This window comes from Streptomyces sp. Ac-502 (assembly GCF_045222935.1).
Lineage (GTDB): Bacteria > Actinomycetota > Actinomycetes > Streptomycetales > Streptomycetaceae > Streptomyces > Streptomyces monomycini.
Genome location: NZ_JBHFFO010000001.1, coordinates 7381299 through 7402609 on the forward strand (window position 1 = coordinate 7381299; position 21311 = coordinate 7402609).

Consider the following 21311-nt stretch of genomic DNA (forward strand, 5'->3'; position numbering starts at 1 on the left):
GGCCGGCGATCCCGCGGGCCGACCAGACCTCCGGGACAACCAGACCTCCGGGACCGGCGGACGACCGTAGGACGAGCGGCAGCACCGGAACGACAGCACAACCGAACGACTGCGGTACTGGAACGACTGCGGTACCGAGACGCCTGCATCACCGGAACGACAGCAGCACGGGAACGACAGCAGAACCGGAACGACAGCAACACCACGACGTGGACGCCGCGGCGGCAACCGGCCGTAGCGGCCACAGGGCGGCCGGGCACCGGCGGTGCGGCACTCTCCACGTACCGCACCGGACCACCGGCACGGCGGCCGCGGCAAGAACACCGTGCCGGCGCGATGAGGCGCCGGAGCGGTCCGGACCGTATTAGCGGACATATGGAAAAGAAACTCGGAAGCGGCGAAGAGCGGCGATGCGAAGCGACGGCGCGGCGCAGTGAAGCAAGGCAGCAATCGGAATGGGGGCGTTCCAGTGGGCGGCAGTGGCGGCACCGGCGCTGACAAGCGCCCCAACGAACCGTTGGGCTCATGGTTCGTGCGCAGCGGCTGGTCGAAGGGCGAGCTGGCACGACAGGTCAACCGGCGCGCACGCCAGATGGGCGCGCACCACATCAGCACCGACACCTCGCGGGTACGGCGCTGGCTCGACGGCGAGCAGCCGCGCGAGCCCATCCCGCGCATCCTCTCCGAGCTGTTCTCGGAGCGGTTCGGGTGTGTGGTCGGCATCGAGGACCTCGGCCTGCGCTCGGCACACCAGTCCCCGTCCGTCTCCGGCGTCGACCTGCCCTGGGCCGGCCCCCAGACCGTCTCGCTGATCAGCGAGTTCTCGCGCAGCGACCTGATGCTGGCGCGCCGCGGCTTCCTGGGCACCTCCCTGGCGCTGGCCGCCGGGCCCGCCCTCATCGAGCCGATGCAGCGCTGGCTGGTGCCGGTCTCGCCGGGCCAGGTGTCCGCCGCGCAACAGGCCTCCCAGGAACGTTCCCGGCGCTCCAACCGGCTGTCCAGCCCGGAACTGGACCTGCTGGAGTCGACGACCGTGATGTTCCGCCAGTGGGACGCCCAGTGCGGCGGCGGACTGCGCCGCAAGGCGGTGGTCGGCCAGCTCCACGAGGTCACCGACCTGCTGCAGGAACCACAGAGCGAAGAGGTCTCCAAGCGGCTCTTCAAGGTCGCCGCCGAACTGGCCGAGCTGGCCGGGTGGATGAGCTACGACATCGGCCTGCAGCCCACCGCGCAGAAGTACTTCGTGCTCGCCCTGCACGCCTCCAAGGAGGCCGGCGACCGCCCGCTGGGCTCGTACATCCTCTCCAGCATGAGCCGCCAGATGATCCACCTGGACCGCCCGGACGACGCACTGGAACTCATCCACCTCGCGCAGTACGGCAGCCGTGAATCGGCCACGCCCCGTACGCAGGCGATGTTGTATGCGATGGAGGCACGGGCGTACGCGAGCATGGGCCAGCCGAGCAAGGTCAAACGCGCCGTGCGGATGGCCGAGGACACCTTCGGCGACGCGACGCCCGGTGACTCCGAGCCGGACTGGATCCGCTTCTTCTCGGAGGCCGAGCTGAACGCGGAGAACGCCCATTCCTACCGCGACCTCGCCTACGTGGCCGGGCGCAGCCCGACCTACGCCTCCCTCGCCAACCCCGTGATGCAGCGAGCGGTCGAGCTCTTCTCGCAGGACAAGGAGCACCAGCGTTCGTATGCGCTCAACCTGATCGGGATGGCGACGGTGCATCTGCTCCAGAAGGAGCCGGAGCAGTGCGCCGTGCTGGCTCAGCAGGCCATACCGCTGGCGAAGAAGGTCCGCTCGGAGCGGGTCAACACCCGGCTGCGCAAGACCGTGGACACCGCGGCACGGAATTTCGAGAGCGTGGCCGAAGTGATCCAGCTCAGCGACGAACTGGCCCAGCAACTGCCGGAAACCGGCGCGGAGGCCGTCTGACCACACTCCTGGACCGCACCCTCCGCCCGCGCTCTCCACTTGCACTGCTCGACCGCACTCTTCGTCCCCACACATCCCGACCGCACCTTTCGACGGCACAGCCACAGACCCCGGCCGCGGCCCGTCACCCCGTACAGCTCGACTCGGCTCCCCCACGCCAGGTCAAACGGGTGACAGCCGCGGTCGGCTTTGTGGGGGCGGGGCGTTACGGGGCCGGGGCGTTGCGGGCTGGGGCGTCGAGCGGATGGGGCACGAGGTGCGCTGTGGGCGTGGTGCGGGTGTGGCGCGTGGGAACGCTGTGGGTACGGAGCCGCAGGGGCGGGTCAGGCGTGGTCGTTTCGGTGGGTTGCGGGCGGTACCGGGCGTGGCGGGCCGATCCCGGAGTTCATGGGGGCGTAACACTGACGAGGGCTTCGTCACCGTGGGGAAACACCGACGGGTCATGGCCGAAACGGTGCTGCGACAACCTCGTGGCGAAAGTCGGCCCACCCGGAACCACGCCCGCACGGGCCGCATCGACGACAGGAGACGCCGATGCCCCCAGGCATCATGACGCTCGCGGCAGACGCGGCCACCCTGAGTCCGGCCAACACCGGCTTCATGCTGATCTGCACCGCCCTGGTGATGCTCATGACCCCCGCCCTCGCCTTCTTCTACGGGGGCATGGTCCGGGTCAAGAGCGTGCTCAACATGCTGATGATGAGCTTCATCAGCCTGGGGATCGTCACCGTCCTGTGGGTGCTGTACGGCTTCGGGATCGCCTTCGGCCAGGACAGCGGCGGCTTCCTCGGCCGGCCCGGCGACTTCGCCGGGCTCAGCGGCATCGGCCTGACCGAGCTGTGGGGCACCACCTCCATCCCGGTCTACGTCTTCGCGGCCTTCCAGCTGATGTTCGCGGTGATCACCCCCGCTCTGATCAGCGGTGCTCTCGCGGACCGGGTGAAGTTCACGGCGTGGGCGCTGTTCATCGCCCTGTGGGCCACCGTCGTCTACTTCCCCGTCGCGCACTGGGTGTGGGCCGAGGGCGGCTGGCTCTTCGACCTGGGGGTCATCGACTTCGCGGGCGGTACGGCCGTGCACATCAACGCGGGCGCCGCGGCCCTCGGCGTGATCTTCGTCGTCGGCCGTCGCATCGGCTTCAAGAAGGACCCGATGCGGCCGCACAACCTGCCGCTGGTGATGCTCGGCGCCGGACTGCTGTGGTTCGGCTGGTTCGGTTTCAACGCGGGTTCCTGGCTGAACAACGACGACGGCGTGGGCGCCGTCGCCTTCGTCAACACCCAGGTCGCCACGGCCGCCGCGATGCTCGGCTGGCTCGGGTACGAGAAGATCCGGCACGGCTCCTTCACCACCCTGGGCGCGGCCTCCGGCGCCGTGGCAGGGCTGGTCGCGATCACTCCGGCGTGCGGCGCGGTCAGCCCGCTGGGCGCGATCGGGGTGGGCGTCATCGCCGGAGTGCTGTGCGCGATGGCGGTCGGCCTGAAGTACCGGTTCGGATACGACGACTCCCTCGACGTGGTCGGTGTCCACCTCGTCGGCGGCATCGCCGGATCCCTGCTGGTCGGCCTGTTCGCCACCGGCGGCGTACAGAGCGACGCCAAGGGCCTCTTCTACGGAGGCGGCCTCGACCAACTGGGAAAGCAGGCCGTCGGTGTCGTCTCGGTGCTCCTGTACTCCTTGGTGATCTCCTTCCTTCTCGCCAAGATCATCGACGTGCTGATGGGCTTCCGGGTCTCCGAGGACGAGGAGGTCGCGGGCGTCGACCAGGCCGCGCACGCGGAGACGGCGTACGACTTCGGCGGTGCGGGCGGCGGCGTGATGGCCCGTGCGGGAGCGGGGACAGGGGCGGGGGCGGGGGCAGCCTCAGCCTTCGGACCGGCCCTCGGCGGCGGCCCGCCCCCGTCCCCGTCCCGGGGAAAGGGACAGGGGAAGGGCCAAGGGGAGGCCCACGGGAAGGCCCGAGGCGCGAGCCGGGCCACGGACCGGGGCACGGATACGGGAGACAGGGCAGAAGAGGCCCGGGCCACGGACAAGGCCCAGGCCACCGACAAGGAACAGGGTGCGGGCGAGGGGAAGGGCCAGGGCCCGGCCCCGGCTTCCGGTAGCGAGAAGAGGGTGGACGCGTGAAGCTCATCACGGCAGTGATCAAGCCGTACCGGCTCGACGAGGTGAAAGAGGCTCTGCAGTCGTTCGGCGTACACGGCCTGACCGTCACCGAGGCCAGCGGATACGGCAGGCAGCGCGGACACACGGAGGTGTACCGGGGCGCGGAGTACACCGTCGACCTGGTGCCGAAGGTCCGGATCGAGGTCCTGGTGGACGACGCGGACGCCGACGAACTGATCGACATCGTGGTGAAGGCAGCCCGCACCGGCAAGATCGGCGACGGCAAGGTCTGGAGCCTCCCGGTCGAGGAGGCGGTCCGCGTCCGCACAGGCGAACGGGGCCCGGACGCGTTGTAGGTGCGGGTGCGAGTACGGGTGCGAGTACGGGGCCGCGGGTGCGGAACGGGCCGGGCCGGGACGTCCTGGCCGTCGGCTCCGAACACTGACTGCCGGCCCCACCTACCGCGCCCACCCCCGTTCCTGCCCTTGCTCCCACTCTTGCGCCTGTCCCTGGCCCTGCCCCCGTCTTCACCTCTGTCCCTGCCCCCGTTCTCGCCCCTGTTCGTGCCTCTGTCCGTGCCCCCGTTCGTGCAGAGCCGTACCCGCCACCGGTGGAGAAGCGCGAGGGCGGGGCCCTTCGAGATCCGGTACCTGGGGGCCGACATGACCAAGGAGCGCCTGCGTTGACCGAGAGCATGCGGAAGACGGCGGAGGACGGCGACGATTGTGACGCCGGAGCCGGTGCGGCCGGAGCCGGTGCGGCCGGTGCCGGCGGGGCCGGGGCGAGTGCCGCCACGAGCCGGGCAGCGGACGCGACCGCCCTTACGGAAGCGCCGGACAGCCCGCAGCAGCCGCACCCGACCTCCGCTGCCGAAGAGGGCGAAGGCAGCGAAGGCAGCGAAGACAGCTACGCCCCGGCCCGACTGCGGCTTCTGCAGGACACGGGCCAGGAGGGCTCGGCGCGCAGGGCCGCCCTCGCCCGGCTCACCGACAACTGGCTGACCGGTCTGTTCGAACGCGCGACCGGCCACACCGGCTCCGGCGTCGCGCTGGTCGCCGTCGGCGGTTGCGGCCGCGGCGAACTCTCCCCCGCAGTGACCTGGACCTGCTCCTGCTCCATGACGGCAAAGCCGGCGCCCGTACGGTGGCCGAACTCGCCGACCGGCTCTGGTACCCGGTCTGGGACCTGGGCCTCGCCCTGGACCACTCGGTACGGACACCCGCCGAGGCACGCAAAGCCGCTCGCGACGACCTCAAGGTCCAGCTCGGCCTGCTGGACGCCCGCCACCTGGCCGGCGATCCGGAACTGACCGGCGCCCTGCGCGGTACCGCGCTGGCCGACTGGCGCGAGCAGGCCCCCAAACGCCTGCCGGAGCTGCATGAGATCGGCCGCGAACGTGCGGCACGCCAGGGCGAGTTGCAGTACCTCCTGGAGCCCGACCTGAAGGAGGCCCGGGGCGGGCTGCGGGACGCCACCGCGCTGCGGGCGGTCGCCGCCTCCTGGCTGGCCGACGCACCGCGCGAGGGGCTGGAGGCAGCCCGTACCCGCCTGCTGGACGTACGCGACGCACTGCACCTGACGACCGGCCGCACCACCGACCGGCTCTCTCTGCAGGAGCAGGACCAGGTGGCCGAAGCACTCGGTGTACTGGACGCGGACGTACTGCTGCGGCAGGTCTACGAAGCCGCGCGCACCATCTCGTACGCGAGCGATGTCACCTGGCGTGAAGTCGGGCGGGTGTTGCGGTCCCGTTCCGTACGCCCTGTACTCCGAGGGCTGCTGCGGGGCCGTACGGCCGGCGGCGGGTCGGGGCGGGGAGAGCGGTCTCCGCTCGCCGAGGGCGTGGTCGAACTGGACGGTGAAGCCGTCCTGGCGCGGACGGCGCGGCCGGACCGCGACCCGGTGCTTCCCCTGCGTGCCGCTGCCGCCGCCGCGCAGGCCGGACTGCCGCTGTCCCTGCACGCCGTGCGCCGGCTGCGGACGGGCACCGCCACCCGGCCCCTGCCCGTGCCGTGGCCGGCCGAGGCACGCGAACAACTGGTCACGTTGCTGGGCGCGGGCGCACAGACCGTGCCCGTATGGGAGGCGCTGGAAGCGGAAGGGATCGTCACCTGGCTGCTGCCCGACTGGGAGCGGGTGCGCTGTCGTCCACAGCGCAACGCCGTGCACCGCTGGACCGTCGACCGGCACCTGATCGAGACGGCCGTCCGCGCCGCGGCGCTCACCCGCCGCGTGCACCGCCCCGATCTGCTGCTGGTCGCGGCTCTGCTGCACGACATCGGCAAGGGCTGGCCCGGTGACCACTCCGTCGCCGGCGAGACCATCGCCCGGGACATGGCGGCCAGGATCGGCTTCGACGCCCGGGACGTGACGGTGATCGCCACGCTCGTACGGCACCATCTGCTGCTCATCGAGACGGCCACCCGCCGGGACCTGAGCGATCCGGCGACGATCGAGGCGGTCGCGGACACGGTGGGCAGTATCGGCACGCTGGAACTGCTGCACGCCCTCACCGAGGCCGACGCGCTCGCGACCGGCCCCGCGGCCTGGAGCGCGTGGCGCGGATCGCTCGTCGCCGATCTGGTGAAACGCGTCACGGCGCGGCTGGCGGGGAAGCCGCACCGCAAGGGCGCCCGGCGGACGAGCCGACCGCAGAGCAGGAGCGCCTGGCCGTCGAGGCGTGGCGTACCGGTGGCCCAGTACTCACCCTGCACACCCGCGCGGAGGGCCACGGCGAAACGGACCCACCTGCCGGTCCCGCCGCGGGCCTGGGCGCCCAGGCAGCTCCGGAGCCGGAACCAGAACCGGTGGGCGTCGAGCTGCTGATGGCCGTACCGGAACAGCCCGGGGTGCTGCCCGCCGCGGCGGGCGTCCTCGCCATGCACCGCCTGACCGTCCGCGCCGCGGACCTGTGCAGCGTCGATCCCGTCGGCGAGGGACCGGTGCTGCTGCTGCGCTGGCGGGTGGCCGCCGAGTACGGCTCTCTCCCGCAGGCCGTACGGCTCCGGGCGGACCTCGTACGGGCTCTGGACGGTTCGCTGGACGTGCCGGCCCGGCTGGCCGAGCGTGAACAGGCGTACGCGCGTCGCTCGCGCGGGGTGCAGGCCCCGCCGCCCCGGGTGACGGTCGCCCCTGGGACCTCGCAGCTGGCGACCGTGATCGAGGTACGGGCCCAGGACGCCCAGGGACTGCTGCACCGGATCGGCCGCGCGCTGGAGACAGCGCAGGTCACCGTGCGCAGCGCCCATGTGAGCACGCTGGGAGCGAACGCGGTGGATGCGTTCTACGTCACGGACGAGAAGGGAGAACCCCTGGCGGACGCGGCGGCCGTCGAGGTGGCACGGGCGGTGGAGCACGCCTTGCAGTAGCCGCACCGGCCACCTGATCAACAACACGGAGGGCATCGCTGTCGTCCGGAACCCCTCCGCAGACCGAAACGCCCCCGCCGGCCGGAACGCCTCCGCAAGCCGCACCGTCTCCCTAGACGGCACGGGCTCCCCGGATGCCGTGCCTCCGTGAGACGGTGGAAGCGGGATGCGCGAGGGGCGCCTGCGCTGGTTGCGTACCGTGCCGGGAGTCGTACGGGGCCATGCCCCGGAGCCCTTACCCGGCGGGCAGGGACACGTTGCTTGCCCGTGCGGATACCCTAGAAGCCGACTTGACCCTGCCCCCGACCCCGAGGATCGACGACCGCCGTGTTCGATACGCTTTCCGACCGCTTGGCGAGTACTTTCAAAAACCTCCGGGGCAAAGGCCGCTTGAGCGAGGCGGACATCGACGCCACGGCGCGCGAGATCCGGATCGCCCTGCTGGAGGCCGATGTCGCGCTGCCCGTCGTCCGGGCCTTCATCAAGCAGGTCAAGGAGCGGGCGACCGGCATCGAGGTCTCCCAGGCGCTGAACCCCGCCCAGCAGGTCATCAAGATCGTCAACGAGGAGCTCGTCGGCATCCTCGGCGGCGAGACCCGCCGGCTGCGCTTCGCCAAGAACCCGCCGACCGTCATCATGCTGGCCGGTCTCCAGGGTGCCGGTAAGACGACCCTCGCCGGAAAGCTCGGCAACTGGCTCAAGCAGCAGGGCCACGCGCCGCTGCTGGTCGCCTGTGACCTTCAGCGCCCGAACGCCGTCAACCAGCTCTCGGTCGTCGCCGAGCGCGCCGACGTCGCCATCTTCGCGCCGGAGCCGGGCAACGGTGTCGGTGACCCGGTCAAGGTCGCTCAGGACTCGATCGAGTTCGCTCGCTCCAAGCAGCACGACGTGGTCATCGTCGACACCGCCGGCCGCCTCGGCATCGACCAGGAGCTGATGCAGCAGGCCGCGGACATCCGCGACGCGGTCAAGCCGGACGAGGTCCTCTTCGTCGTCGACGCGATGATCGGCCAGGACGCGGTCAACACCGCCGAGGCGTTCCGCGACGGCGTCGGCTTCGACGGCGTGGTCCTCTCCAAGCTGGACGGCGACGCCCGTGGTGGTGCCGCGCTCTCCATCGCGCACGTCACCGGCAAGCAGATCATGTTCGCCTCCAACGGCGAGAAGCTGGACGACTTCGACGCGTTCCACCCGGACCGCATGGCGTCCCGCATCCTGGGCATGGGCGACATGCTCACGCTGATCGAGAAGGCCGAGCAGACCTTCAGCCAGCAAGAGGCCGAGAAGATGGCCTCGAAGCTGGCGAGCAGCAAGGGCAAGGACTTCACGCTCGACGACTTCCTGGCCCAGATGGAGCAGGTCCGCAAGATGGGCTCCATCTCCAAGCTCCTCGGGATGCTGCCCGGTATGGGGCAGATGAAGGAGCAGATCAACAACCTCGACGAGCGCGAGGTCGACCGTACGGCCGCGATCATCAAGTCGATGACGCCGGCCGAGCGCCAGGAGCCGACGATCATCAACGGCTCGCGCCGTGCCCGTATCGCCAAGGGTTCCGGTGTCGATGTCAGTGCGGTCAAGAACCTGGTCGAGCGGTTCTTCGACGCCCGCAAGATGATGTCGAAGATGGCCCAGGGCGGTGGCATGCCGGGAATGCCTGGTATGCCGGGGATGCCGGGCATGGGTGGCGGCGCCAAGAAGAAGAAGCAGCAGAAGCAGGCCAAGGGCAAGCGCAAGAGCGGCAACCCGATGAAGCGGAAGGCCGAGGAAGAGGCAGCTGCCGCCCGCCGCGAGGCCGCCCAGTCCGGCAACCCGCTGGGTCTGCCGCAGGGCGACGACGCGAAGAACTTTGAACTGCCCGACGAGTTCAAGAAGTTCATGGGCTGACGCCCGCCCCGGCCTTCGGGTGGCGCATGCCGCCTCAGAAGCCGTGCGCGGCGCGTAGATGTGTGATCGAGCCCCTGGTCGGAGCCCCGGCCGGGGGCTCGTCCGTGTGGTCATGTCGGTACACCCGCCGATCCGGCTGACGGCCTCAGCAGGGGAGTGCCGCTGCCGAGGGCGGCGGCACCCAGTCCCAGCGCCACGGCCGCCGTGGCCCCCACGTCCGCCAAGGTGCGGGCCACCGGCAGCCGGTCCGGCCGGGTGGCTTCAGGGCGGTGGATCAGCACCGGGACGTACTCCCGCGTGTGACAGGCATGTCCGATCACCGGGTCGTTGCCATGATCACCAGTGACGATCAGGCGGTCGCCGGGGAGGAGAGCAGCGGCAGCAGCGTGCTCAGCCCCGCATCCGTCCGCCGGAGCACGGAGGCGTACCGCGGCGCGTCCTGCTGGTGCCCCGCCAGATCGGTCTCCTGGACATTGCTGACGATCAGCGCCTTGTCCGGAGCCCGGCGGAGGGCGTCGAGAGTGAGCGCGAAGACGTCGGTGGTGCCCACGGCAGGGTGGCGCGCCGCCGTGTCGCAGGCCAGCACCTCCGCGGCCTTGCCCACGAGCGTGACGGGGACACCCGCGTCCGCCACCAGCTCCGGCAGTCGGCGGGCCCGGTCCAACGGCGCGCCGAGGTGCTGCACCGCCAGCCCGCCGTTCCGGTAGAAGCCGCTCGCCGGGGTGTCCAGACCGACCGTGCCGCGGGCGCCTTCCCGTACGAAGGTGTGCAGCGGAGCGTCGGTGTGGCCGCCCACGGCGATCACCCGGGCGACGGGCGCCACCGAGCGCACCACCTGGGCGATGCGGAGAACGTCCGCGAACGGGCCGTCCGCCAAGCAGCCGGAGACGTTCCAGTTGACGCCCGGGTCCGCCTCCAGGTTGTCGTGGACGAGGATCCGCCCGTCCACCACCAGCAGGGGCCTCCCGCAAAGGCTGTCCGCACTGTGTCCGCCCGCCCGCAGGGCCGCAGCGACCTCGTCGAGATGCTCGGCGAGCCGGGCCACCGTCACCCGGCTGCAGTCGGCACCCATCATGGTCTGATGCCCGGCGTACGTGTCGGCCCCCGGATAACCGAGGGCCGCGCGGCCCGCGGCCACCGGCAGGGACGGCTCCCGCGGCAGGCCCGGGTGCGGGTGGGCGAGGCCGAGACCGAGAGCTGCCAGCGTGGGCAGCGGAAGGCGTCGGCCGGTGGCCGCGCGGTGCCGGTCGAGGAGATGGCCGAGCGTGTCGGCGGCGGCGTCGCCGGGGCGCTGGGCGTCCGCGTCGGGCATCGCCCCGATGCCGAAGCCGTCGATGACGACGATGACGACCCTGCTCATGGCCCACCCGTGCCTTTCCCGTCCGCGCCCTCCGGAAGCGGGCGGCCGAGCGCGTCGTGGCGGCCGAGCAGCCGCAGGGAGCCGGCGGCGAGGTCGGCGACGACGGCGACCGTGCTGCGGGTGACGAAGACCTGGGTACGGAACGCGAGGACGGCGGTGTCGCCGGGCCGGGCGTCACCGGGAGCCAGCAATCGGTAGTAGTCGATGTTCTCGGCCGGGGCCCGCTGGACGGCGAGCCGGGCTCCGGTACGGGGAATCAGCGCCGTTTCGCCCCCCGACCTGGCGTAGAAACCGCCGCCGTGCAGAGCGGGCCGGCCGTCCGCGAGGACATGTACGACCTCGGTGACGTAGACGTAGGCGGGCCGTTCCGGCTGACCCCGGTCGACGGCGTGGAGTGGTGTGGTGCCGGTGAGCGCATGGCCGGGCTCGCCGTGCGTGGCACCCAGCTCGGCCAGCAGCGGCAGGGTGGCCGCGCAGGTCACGCCCGGAGCACTCAGCTTCAGGTCCGTGTGCCCGCGTGCGGCCAGCACCGCCCGGGCCTCCCGGACGCGTGCGAAGGTGGCGGTGGGACGCGGCTGCCCGGACCCGGGAACACACTCGACGCAGGGGAACCCGGTGACCCCGGCGACGCGGACCCCGGGCAACTGCTCCACCTCGGCCGCGAACTCCGCCAGCCCACCGAGCGGTACACCGCCCTCCTGCCCCGGATGCACCAGTCCGGGCGCCCCCTCGATCCGTACGAGAATGTCCTGCACCCGGCCCAGCCGGAAGGCCGCCTCCGAGACCGCTCGGGCGTTGGCCCCATCGAAAACGGTCACCGCCTCCGGTCGCCAGGCGAGAACCTCGGGCAGCGCGCGGTGTGGAATCTGCACCAGATGACCCACGTTCCCGAGCCGCGCACCCGCCGCACGCAGGGCGCGGGCCTCCGGCGCGTCGATGGCGGCGAAGCGGGGCAGGTGCCGGGCCACGGCCCGGATCAGCTCGGGGTTACGGCCGACCTGCTTGACCACGGGCCAGAGGCCGAGGCCCCACCGTCTCGCCTCCGCCGCCAGCAGCGCGGCATTGGCCTCGACGGCGTCCAGGTCGATGACATAGGTGTCCGGCTGCACCCTTCCGGTGCGGTGCAGCTCGACGGCGTGGTCGACCAGCTGCGGATTACGTGCGAGGACGGTGTCGAGGAACATCGTGTCAGCCCCCTTCCCCGCGTACGGGAACGCCGGGCGCGGCGCCGGCGGCCCCCAGGTCGCGCAGCGCGCGGCGGAGGATGTCGATGACCAGGTCCGCGCCTGCCCGCATCGGATTGACCCGTACCGTCCAGTCGGCGAGCTCCGGTGCGTCCTCCAGGGTTGAGGTGGACATCCGGTAGACCAGCGGAGCGATCTCGTACCGGGAGTTGGCACCGACCGGGTACGAAGCGGCCCCGTAACGCGCCGCGACCGCCGGCACTGCCTGGGCCACGGGCCGGTCCAGTCCCAGCAGCACACAACGGTCCTGGACATTGGCGATCCGCACCTCCGCGACGCCGGGCACTTCCCCGGCCGCCAGCCGCTCGGCGACTTCCGTACCCGTCCTCGACTGCACCGCCCACATCACCGGGACGTGGCTGAGAGCCCGCAACGCATCGAGTGCCTGGTGCCCCTGCACCTGGCCACCGCCCGAGTAGTTGTCGTCGTGCACCCGCTCCACCACGTCGCGCGCACCGACGACCGCTCCCACCCCTCCGGGCCGTGCAGCTTGAACAACGAGAAGCAGGAGGCGTCGGCGCCCAGTTCCACGCCGCACCTTGGGACGCGGAAGACCGCGTAGTTGTCGTCCACGATGGTGCGCACACCGGTGGCCCGGCAGGCGGCGAGCACCGTGCCGGGGTCGTGGGAGTCCGCCACCCGCTGCCGGGTGTGCTGCACGAAGGCCCACCGGAACCGGCCGGAAGACAGGGCCCGGTCGAGCGCGGCACGGTCCTCGAAGTCCACCTCGACGGTTTGCACCCCCAGCCCGCGCAAGGTGACACCGGTGGTGCGGTAGACCGGCGCACGGTGCACCAGCAGGCGATCACCCGCGCCGACCACGGCGCCGAACGCGGCCCGGATGGCGCCTGTCCCCGCACCCTGCACCAGCGCAGCGGCGGGAGCCCCGAAGAAGTCCGCGAGGACGGCTTCGACCCGCGCGGTGGTGCGCGGACGGCCGAGCCCCGGCACCACCCCCGCGTCCGCCTCGAAGAGCTGACGGCCCTCGAAATGCCGGGCTGCGCACTCCACCAGCCGGAACTGGTTGACCACCGCGTCCTCCACCGAAACCGTCGGCAACGGAAACGTCCTGGGCAGGCGCACACTCATGTCAACACCGCCCACCCTGCCCGGCACTTCCGGTACAGGGAGCCGGTCGGGAAGCCGCCCAAGGATCAGAAGCCGCCCCAGCACCAGTGGCCATCTCAGTACCGGAGGCCGCTCCGCCACCAGAAGTCGCTCCAGTGCCAGGGTCCGATACGGCGACCGGTCGCCCGGCCGGCCGGGCAGCCGTCCCGGGCTCGGCGGCTCCGTCCCTGCCTCCGTCTCCGCCTGTCAGGAAACGCAGGGGATTGCGACGGGTCAGCAGATCGATCAACTCCTCGTCGGCCCCGGCGGCCCGCAACCGCGGCAGGAACGACCGGAACAGGTGTCCGTACCCCTGGCCGCCCGCACCGGCCAGATAGCTGTGCCGGGAGATGTCGCAGCTGAGCAGCGCGCGATCGGCGTACCCGGCCTCCAGCAGCGCGAGCAGTGACCGGAGCCGGGTGGCATCGCTCTGGTAGTGCTCCTTGCCGATGGTGTCGAAGGCCACGTACGCACCCGCCGCCGCCAACTCCCGATGGACCACGGGATCGTCGAGCAGATCCTGATGCCCGATGCTGATCCGGTGCGGCGCCAGGCCGGCCGCGGTCAGCACCTCCAGCTGGGCGGGGCCCCCGATCCCTAGCTGGGCGTGGGTCGCCAACGACAGTCCCGTCGTGACGGCGGCGCGGGCGGCCGCGGTGAGCGTACGGACCTCCGGACCGCTCGGCGCACGGCCATGGCTGCCGACCTCCCCGATGACGCCGGGAAGGACGCCGTCGCCGCCCAGGCCGCCCGTGATCTCTTCGACCAGGATGCCGGCCAGTTCCTCGACGCTCGCGCTTCCCACCTCAGCCGGATGGAACCGCTCGTGGTACCAGCCGGTACCCGCGACCACCGGCACCCCCGACGTCCGGGAGATGCGAGCCAGCGCCGCGAGGTTCCGCCCCATGCCACGGCAGGTCAGCTCGATGACCAGTGCCAGCCCGAACCGCTCCCTGAGATCGGCCAGTTCACGAGCCACCGCCGCGGCGTGGCGGGTCCCCAGGAAGGCCGCGCGGTCGGTGGGCCGAGTGAGATCGAGGGCCAGGTGCTCGTGGGCAAGCACGGGACCCTGCACGGCACTCACGGGCAGCGGCCCGGTGACGGTCCGCACAAGTGAGTTCATCACGCACTGCCTTCCTGGCGTTCCATGCACGCCTGCTCAGCTCTTGACCGGGGTAAAGAGGTGGAGCCAGTGGAGGAGGTTGAGGACGATGCCGGTGACGACGACCGCCGCGGGAGCGGCGGCCATCCGGACCATCACCCGGCCCGCTGCCTCGTTCAGCAGATAGAGCCCGCCGGTTATCAGAATCCCCAGCCCGCCACCCATGGCCTCGGCCGCCAGCAAAGAACCGAAGAGGATGGCCAGTTGCAGGGTGTCGCCGATGGCGGCACGCAGGTGCTCCGAGGAGTCGCGCACCGAAGGCAGCCCGCCCAGCACCTTTCCGATCCAGCTGAGGGCCAGCACCTCACCGGCGAAGATCAACGCCCCGCAGGCCATCGCCAGCCAGGGGTTCGGCAGCAGATACCCGACCGGGTAAGCGAGGGTGAAACCGACGATGCCGTACGCGCCCGAAGCCAGCGCGGTGGTGGCGATCAGCGGAATGAACCCCAGCGCCCGGTAGAAGTCGACCTGCGCGGCTTCCGCGTACTGCCCCTTGGCGATCAGGAAACTGGTCGCCTCCCCACCGCCGAACACGTGCAACTGCGCCAGCAGACAGACACCGGCGCCCAGCACCATGAACAACGGCAGGCGCCGGCGCAACCGGGCCGCACTGGACCCGAACAGCGACACCATCGGATCCACCTCGCCCGACCCCCCACCGGCGACCGGATCACCCGGAGCCCGCCCCTGCGCGGACGCCGCCGCGCCTGCTGCGACACGCTCCGCCCGGCGCCGACGTACGTCCTTGGCCACCGCGAACCCGATGAGGAGAAGCACTCCGACCGCCATGGCTGGCGCCCCCGCGAACACCCCGGGCCACACCTTCATCGTCAACACCACGAGTGCCAGCTCCACCCCACCCGCCACCGCCCCACGCAGCCGCCCGAACTGTCTGGCGATCGCCAGCACCGGGAACAGCGTGAAGAGAAAGAGGATCGGCGTCGCCATCCGCTGCATGGCCGTCAGGAAGTCGACCGGCAGATCGTGCGCAAGAGCGTTGGCCCCGTCCAGCCCGAACACGACCACCGCGCCCCACGCACCGCCGAGCAACGGCGCGAGCCACTTCTTCGGCGCGAGGATGCCCAGCACGTCGGTGGGCAGGAACAGCAGCCAGGGGTTGAGCACCCCGGAGGAGAGCGCCATCGGCGCCCCCAGCCCGAAGACGAACCCGACGGAGAGCCCGAAGGACACCGCCGTGGTGGCGCTCCGGGTCGTACGGCCCTGGACGAAGTCGAGCATGAACGGGCGGACACCGTCGTTGAAGACGGCCAGTGCCAGGTGCGAGATGAATGCGGTCAGCGCGCACAGGGCCACGACGGTCAGTTGCTGAGCGAGCGAGAAGTCGAGACCGGTGCTCGCGGCGGAGACGGTGCTGCTCACGGGGTCACTCCTTTGTGCCCTGGCAGGTCATCGGGTCGTCCGGCCCTCGCAGGCCGGGGGCACCGGGCCGCCGGAGGCAGGCCCGGCACGGTCAGGTGCGGGCGGCGATGGCTCCGGCCAGCGTGGGTGTGACCGCGTCGATCTGGTCCACGGCGAAGCCGAACACCTTCTTGCCCTGGTCCAGCAAGGCATTGATCTCGTCCGCCGAGGGGACCGAGCGGCCGAAGGTGTGACAGACGGCGGAGCCCATCAGCCCGACCAGCACGCCGAGCGACGCCCCGCCCCCGTCTGGCAGGTGCCCAGGAAGTAGTCGGCCCGGCCGGCCCGCAGGCGTGCTGCCGCGTCCATGTCGTTGCTGACCACGACCTCGACGTCGGCCAGCGCCAGCCGCTCCACGGTGTCCGCGACCTCGGACTTGCCGACTCCGCCGGTGAGGATGGTCGTCATGGTGTGTCCCTTCGCAGGAGGGCGAAATGCATCGCCAGGAAGTTGATCTCGGACTCGGGGAGCGGAGAACCGAAGGCCCTCTCGGTCCGTACGGAGACGGCGTGGGCCCGCCGGACGGCCTGGGGGTGGTCGGCCAGCTCCGCCGCCGCCATGTCGTCGGCGCGGAATTCCTCCACCGGTTCGCCGTTCCGCAGCCGGGTCAGCGCCAGCAGCAGATGACTGGTGAGCATCCCCGCGGTCTCCTCGGTGATCACGCACCCGTCGGCGGACAACGCGTCCAGTTCGGCCCGTACGAAATCAGCGATGTCGGACCGCACCTGACCGCTCTCCACGAAAATCCGGATCCGTTGCGCGAGCAGGGCTTCCATGCCCGTCCCCCTGGTCATCAGTAGGAGATTTCGGCGTCTTGCGCATCGATCGGCAGCTGCGGGGGACCACCTGCGAGCAGGCATCCCGATGGATCGTGCGGGCCGACGGAGCCGGCTCACCGCCCCGGCCGACCGTCACGGCCGCCTCAGTAGGAAGGAATGCGCTCCCCTCGCAGCACCTCGTCCTGGAGACCGGTGACGGCTCCCAGGTCGAGTGTTCCGCTCACGGCCGCCAGCGCCTCACTGTCCTCACTGCGGGCTATCAGCGCCGCGCTGGAATTGCGGAGCGACAGATCGCCGGGGATTTCGTCGCCGAGCGGCAGCACCTCCACCTTGTCGCCCAGCTGCCCCTGCACCTCGTCGAGACTCCAGACGGTGGCGTCGGCCCGGTCGTGCGCGAACAGGTCGTGGAGCCGTATGAACGAGCTCTCCAGCCACGTCACGTCCTCGCGGCCGGCGAACGCCCGCTCGGCCAGCGCCCGTTGACCCTCCGACGCGGGATCCACAGCGACCCGCAGGCCGTCGGTGTCGAGCTGGACACCGCGCCGCAGCAGCAGCCCGTGCGCCCCGACGTAGGTGGCCGGGCCCAGATCAGCGATCAGATCGACAGGATGCTGTTCCATCAACCGGTCGGCGGCGAAGCGGGACAGCACCGCCAGGTCGACCTTGCCGTCCAGCAGGGCGGAGACCCGTGAGGCGGCACCGCGCATGAAGGTGATGGCGAAGGGTGCGCCGGCTTCCTCGAAGGCGGTCCGCAGTCCGGTGGCCAGGCCTTCGTGGCGGCGGGAGTGGGGCAGCGGCATCGCGGCGAGGACGGTGCCCAGCCCGGCGAGGCGCCACAGTATGCCGCGGTCCGCGCGCACCAGGAAGGTGCCCAGGTGCCCGCGGGCCACGGTCTCTATCGCGCCCGACTCCTCCAACAGCTGGAGTGCGGCCTGCACCGTCCCGTTGCCGACCCCGAGCTCCGCGGCGAGATCGCGGACCCGGGGGAGTCGCGCGGCGTCGCCCTCGGTCGGCCGGTTGATCAGTAGAGCGGAGAGCCGGCGGGCGGCGTGCCCGTTGCGGGTGAGGAACCGTTCGTCGATGCTGTTCATGGAAATGACAGTAAACAGAATTCTGGATATTGGGTATACCTCGCACGGGTGAATGCCTGGAGCCTCGGTGTTGACGGGCGCTCCCGGCGCGGGCGGGGGAGGGGCGTAACCGGGCCCGGCCGAGCCGACCACAGTCACTCTTTCCGCGTGCCGGTGCCGGCGGTGCCCGGTGGAATGGCGGCCGGCTCCGGCGGTCAAGCCGCCGGAAGAGGCGGAGGGGGCGGGCAGGCCGGAAGGGCCAGGAGGGTCGGAAGGGCTGGAAGGGGCGATGGAACCGGAAGGGCTGGAGTGGCCGGAGGGACCTGAAGGGCCGCAGGTGCCGCAGGGGCCGGAAGGGTCAGAGAATCCGGAAAGGACGCTAGGACGGTGAGCCGGAGCAGCGGAAGACACACGAACCGAAGCAACGGAAAGACGGAAGACAGCGCAGCGGAGGAAGTGTCACGTGCGGGCGATGAGATAACGGAACACGTTCGCCATCCAGACCGTGCCGTCCGGGCGCTGGTGCGGATGCAGCGCCTCGCTCAGTTCCTTCTCCACCTGCGCCTGCTCGGTGACCTCCAACGCCGCGTCGAACAGCCCCGTGGACAACAGCCCGCGCACCGCGCTCGGCAGATTGCCGTAACCGAACGGGCAGGCCACCCGCCCCGACCCGTCGGGCCGCAGCCCCGCGCGGTCGGCCAGGTCCTCCAGGTCGTCCCGGCCGCTGGGCCGCCAGCCGCCCGCCGTGCGCAGCGGGTCCGCCAGCCGCTGGGCCACCCGCAGCACGCTCGCCGTGGCGCACCGCTCCACCGGCCCCCAGCCGCCCAGCACCACCGGACTGCCGCGCTCCGCGAGTCCGGCGGCCGTCACCAGCGAAGCCGTCAGCCCTTCGACGCTGCGGACACAGCCCACCGGGTGGAAGGCCGTCACCAGATTGAACGTGGAGCCGTCCGGAGCGGCCGCCCGCTCGGGACCACCGCACGCCAGCACCGTGGCGCGCGCCGTGTCGTCACGGGTTTCGCGTGAGGAGTCGGGAGTCAGCCGTTCGCGCGCCAGATCCAGCCGTTCCTCGTCCGCGTCCACGCCGCAGACCCACGCTCCGCGGGCCGCGGCGATCAGCAGCGCGAGCCCGGAACCGCACCCCAGGCCCAGCAGCCTGGTGTGGGGACCGACGCCCACCCGGTCGTAGACGGCCTCGTACAGCGGCACCAGCATCCGTTCCTGGATCTCGGCCCAGTCACGGGCGCGTCCACAGGAGTCGGCCGGTGCGGACGGGTCGTGAGAACCGGGAGAGCCGGACTGCCGGAGGTGATGCCGTACGAGCGTGGGTGTCATCGAAAGCGCCCCAATCCGCCGAGAACCCGAAGCTGTCAGTGGTCGTTCTCCCCGTGTCCCGCCCCTGTGTTCGCGTCGTGCGCCCCCGCATTCCAGACAACTCCCCATCCGGCTCGGAGTCCAGGGTTGCGCCGGGGTTGTCTCCCGCGCGCCCCTCGGTGCGCCGGGGTGCAATTTCGTTTGCCGACGCCAGGTGTCGCGCCCATACCATGCGCGCCATGGCAAAGGCCCCCGTTCTCACACCCCAGGCGGACGACTTTCCCCGCTGGTACCAGGATCTGATCAGCAAGGCCGAGCTGGCCGACAACGGGCCGGTGCGCGGCACCATGGTCATCCGACCGTACGGGTACGGGCTCTGGGAACGGATGCAGCGGGAGGTGGACGCGCGCATCAAGGAGACCGGTGCCCAGAACGCCTACTTCCCGCTTCTGATCCCGCAGTCGTACCTGACCAGAGAGGCCGAGCACGTCGAGGGCTTCGCGCCGGAACTGGCGGTGGTCACCCACGGCGGCGGCAAGGAGCTGGAGGAGCCGGCCGTGGTCAGGCCCACCTCCGAGACCATCGTCAACGAGTACTTCTCCAAGTGGGTGCAGAGCTACCGCGATCTCCCCCTGCTCATCAACCAGTGGGCGAATGTCGTCCGCTGGGAGATGCGGCCGCGGGTGTTCCTCCGTACGACGGAATTCCTCTGGCAGGAGGGGCACACCGCGCACGCCACCTATGAGGAAGCCCGCGACTACGCCGCCCGTGTCCACCGGGACGTCTACGCGGACTTCATGGCCGACGTCCTCGCCATCGACGTGGTGGCCGGGCGCAAGACCGCGGCGGAACGGTTCGCCGGCGCCATCAACACCCTGACCCTCGAAGCGATGATGGGTGACGGCAAGGCCCTCCAGATGGCCACCAGCCACGAACTGGGCCAGAACTTCGCGCGCGCCTTCCACACGCAGTACCTCTCCAAGGAAGGCACGCGGGAACTGGTCTGGCAGACCTCCTGGGGCAGCACCACCCGCATGATCGGCGCACTGGTCATGTCGCACGGTGACGACCACGGCCTGCGTATCCCGCCCCGGCTGGCCCAGGTCCAGGCCGTGGTCCTGGCGGTCAAGGGGGACGACACCGTACTGGCCGAGGTCCGGCGGATCGGCGACGCACTGAGGGCGGCGGGGGTACGCGTCCAGGTCGACGACCGTACGGACGTCCCCTTCGGGCGCCGCGCGGTGGACTGGGAGCTGAAGGGCGTGCCGGTCCGGGTCGAGGTCGGTCCGCGTGACCTGGAGAACGGCACCGCGGTGCTCGTCCGCCGTATCCCCGGCGGCAAGGAGCCCGTCCGGCTCGACACGCTCGCCTCCCTGCTCCCCGCGATCCTGGAGGAGGATCAGGCGCTGCTCCTGCGGCAGTCCCGCGAGCGCCGGCAGTCGCGCACTTCGGATGTGATGACGGCCGAGGAGGCCGTCGAGGCCGCGGTCGCGGGCGGCTGGGCCCGCATCCCGTGGGCGGCACTCGGTCCGGAGGGAGAGGCCCGGCTCGCCGAGCAGGCGGTGACCGTACGGTGTCTGGTAGCCGAGGACGGGGCGGTGCCCGGCACGGACGACGCCCCCGGTACGATCGCGGTCGTCGCGCGCGCCTACTGAGCCCCACCGGGCTCCACCGGTGGCACGTCGCGGCCCACGGGCAACGGTTGCCCCGGCGCGTACCCATCTCTTACGCGCCGGGGCGTACGCGCGGGTACGCCCCGGCTTGCCACCCGACGCGCGCCTTCTCCGCAGTTCTGCGCACACGCCGTCCTCGAAACCCATGACCAGAAACTGACCGGTACGTGCAAATTATTTGAGATGCCCCGTAATCGGAACACTGGATGGCCCCGGCTCGTTGTCACGACGTGAGCACGACACCGCCTGTTCTCGCCGCCGAGCTGGCGCTCGCGTGGGCCGACATTCAACGGCACCACCCCGAGCTGCCGGATCTGGCCGCGCCCGAGTCCTTGATCGGAGAGTCCTCGTCCGCCTGTGGGGCCGAGCTCTCCTTCGAACGGCTGCTGCATGAGGCAGTCCACGGCATCGCCGCCGCCCGCGGCGTCCGCGACACCTCACGCGCCGGCCGCTACCACAACCGCCGATTCCTCTCCATCGCCGAGGAGTTGGGCCTCGACCACGTCGACGAGCCGCACCCGAGCAGCGGCTTCTCGCTGGTCACGCTCAACCCCGAGGCCAGAAGGCGTTACCGCCCCACCATCGAGCGGCTCGCCAGAGCCCTCAAGGCGCACTCCGTCGCGACCACGGCCGACAGCGCCCGCAGCTTCCGAGGTCCGGCCGCCCGGCACGGCTCCTCCGGTGGCGGCGTGCGCGTCAAGGCCGTCTGCGACTGCGGGCGCAATGTCCGGGTCGTCCCGTCCGTGCTGGCCCAGGCTCCCATCGTCTGCGGCGGCTGCGGCAAGCCCTTCCGGATCCCCGAGGTGGCTGCGGTCGGCTGACCTGGAGTGGTGTGGCACAATGGTCAGCTGTACTCGACAGTCGCACAGGACCCCTCTCT

The 21311-nt window shown here is 71.2% G+C and carries 10 protein-coding genes and 6 pseudogenes; 7 read left to right on the plus strand and 9 right to left on the minus strand.

Annotated features, from left to right (window positions below; genetic code table 11):
* Positions 1 to 469 precede the first annotated feature (469 nt).
* The 5 genes and pseudogenes from ACEXOX_RS33670 to ffh all read left to right on the plus strand — a co-directional run bounded on the left by ACEXOX_RS33670 (position 470) and on the right by ffh (position 9303).
* Positions 470 to 1945: a hypothetical protein gene (locus ACEXOX_RS33670; RefSeq protein ID WP_406524712.1), complete on the plus strand. Its 1476-nt coding sequence runs from the start codon at positions 470 to 472 to the stop codon at positions 1943 to 1945.
* Between the two features lie 534 nt (positions 1946 to 2479).
* Positions 2480 to 3781 (plus strand): annotated as a pseudogene (locus ACEXOX_RS33675) (ammonium transporter); the annotation flags it as partial.
* A 287-nt stretch (positions 3782 to 4068) separates the two neighbouring features.
* On the plus strand, positions 4069 to 4407 hold the full coding sequence (locus ACEXOX_RS33680) for a P-II family nitrogen regulator (RefSeq protein ID WP_030018395.1): 339 nt from the start codon (positions 4069 to 4071) through the stop codon (positions 4405 to 4407).
* Between the two features lie 338 nt (positions 4408 to 4745).
* Positions 4746 to 7419 (plus strand): annotated as a pseudogene (locus ACEXOX_RS33685) ([protein-PII] uridylyltransferase).
* A 327-nt stretch (positions 7420 to 7746) separates the two neighbouring features.
* The gene (gene ffh / locus ACEXOX_RS33690; RefSeq protein WP_406524713.1) at positions 7747 to 9303 is read left to right on the plus strand and encodes a signal recognition particle protein; all 1557 of its coding nucleotides are present in this window, start codon (positions 7747 to 7749) and stop codon (positions 9301 to 9303) included.
* 110 nt (positions 9304 to 9413) lie between these two features.
* Here the strand turns inward: ffh and ACEXOX_RS33695 are convergent.
* The 9 genes and pseudogenes from ACEXOX_RS33695 to ACEXOX_RS33735 all read right to left on the minus strand — a co-directional run bounded on the left by ACEXOX_RS33695 (position 9414) and on the right by ACEXOX_RS33735 (position 18779).
* Positions 9414 to 10663, minus strand: a pseudogene (locus tag ACEXOX_RS33695) (phosphopentomutase).
* The gene (locus tag ACEXOX_RS33700) at positions 10660 to 11847 is read right to left on the minus strand and encodes an alanine racemase (RefSeq protein ID WP_406524714.1); all 1188 of its coding nucleotides are present in this window, start codon (positions 11845 to 11847) and stop codon (positions 10660 to 10662) included. The pseudogene ACEXOX_RS33695 and the gene ACEXOX_RS33700 overlap by 4 nt, the downstream one beginning before the upstream one ends.
* Positions 11848 to 11851: 4 nt before the next feature.
* Positions 11852 to 12996: pseudogene (locus ACEXOX_RS33705) on the minus strand (aminotransferase class V-fold PLP-dependent enzyme).
* A gap of 220 nt (positions 12997 to 13216) precedes the next feature.
* Positions 13217 to 14137 (minus strand): annotated as a pseudogene (locus tag ACEXOX_RS33710) (phosphotriesterase); the annotation flags it as partial.
* 36 nt (positions 14138 to 14173) lie between these two features.
* Positions 14174 to 15556 carry a YhfT family protein gene (locus tag ACEXOX_RS33715; protein ID WP_406524715.1) on the minus strand — a complete coding sequence of 461 codons (1383 nt, stop codon included), beginning with the start codon at positions 15554 to 15556 and terminating at the stop codon, positions 14174 to 14176.
* A gap of 91 nt (positions 15557 to 15647) precedes the next feature.
* Positions 15648 to 16003: pseudogene (locus ACEXOX_RS33720) on the minus strand (DUF2620 family protein).
* The gene (locus tag ACEXOX_RS33725) at positions 16000 to 16371 is read right to left on the minus strand and encodes a PRD domain-containing protein (RefSeq protein ID WP_406526554.1); all 372 of its coding nucleotides are present in this window, start codon (positions 16369 to 16371) and stop codon (positions 16000 to 16002) included. The pseudogene ACEXOX_RS33720 and the gene ACEXOX_RS33725 overlap by 4 nt, the downstream one beginning before the upstream one ends.
* Positions 16372 to 16517: 146 nt before the next feature.
* On the minus strand, positions 16518 to 17465 hold the full coding sequence (gene yhfZ, locus ACEXOX_RS33730; RefSeq protein ID WP_406524716.1) for a GntR family transcriptional regulator YhfZ: 948 nt from the start codon (positions 17463 to 17465) through the stop codon (positions 16518 to 16520).
* Positions 17466 to 17903: 438 nt separating this feature from the next.
* Positions 17904 to 18779 carry a methyltransferase domain-containing protein gene (locus ACEXOX_RS33735; RefSeq protein WP_406524717.1) on the minus strand — a complete coding sequence of 292 codons (876 nt, stop codon included), beginning with the start codon at positions 18777 to 18779 and terminating at the stop codon, positions 17904 to 17906.
* A gap of 218 nt (positions 18780 to 18997) precedes the next feature.
* On the opposite strand from ACEXOX_RS33735, the gene proS reads away from it, so the two are divergent.
* On the plus strand, positions 18998 to 20413 hold the full coding sequence (proS, locus tag ACEXOX_RS33740; protein ID WP_406524718.1) for a proline--tRNA ligase: 1416 nt from the start codon (positions 18998 to 19000) through the stop codon (positions 20411 to 20413).
* Between the two features lie 248 nt (positions 20414 to 20661).
* Complete coding sequence (locus tag ACEXOX_RS33745; protein ID WP_030018409.1) at positions 20662 to 21252, plus strand: hypothetical protein; 591 nt, start codon at positions 20662 to 20664, stop codon at positions 21250 to 21252.
* The last annotated feature ends 59 nt before the right edge of the window (positions 21253 to 21311 follow it).

Coding starts and splice junctions, on each gene's coding strand:
- ACEXOX_RS33735 (WP_406524717.1), bottom strand. CDS start 18,779: ATGACACCCACGCTCGTACGGCATCACCTCCGGCAGTCCGGCTCTCCC.
- ACEXOX_RS33725 (WP_406526554.1), bottom strand. CDS start 16,371: ATGGAAGCCCTGCTCGCGCAACGGATCCGGATTTTCGTGGAGAGCGGT.
- proS (WP_406524718.1), top strand. CDS start 18,998: ATGGCAAAGGCCCCCGTTCTCACACCCCAGGCGGACGACTTTCCCCGC.
- yhfZ (WP_406524716.1), bottom strand. CDS start 17,465: ATGAACAGCATCGACGAACGGTTCCTCACCCGCAACGGGCACGCCGCC.
- ACEXOX_RS33700 (WP_406524714.1), bottom strand. CDS start 11,847: ATGTTCCTCGACACCGTCCTCGCACGTAATCCGCAGCTGGTCGACCAC.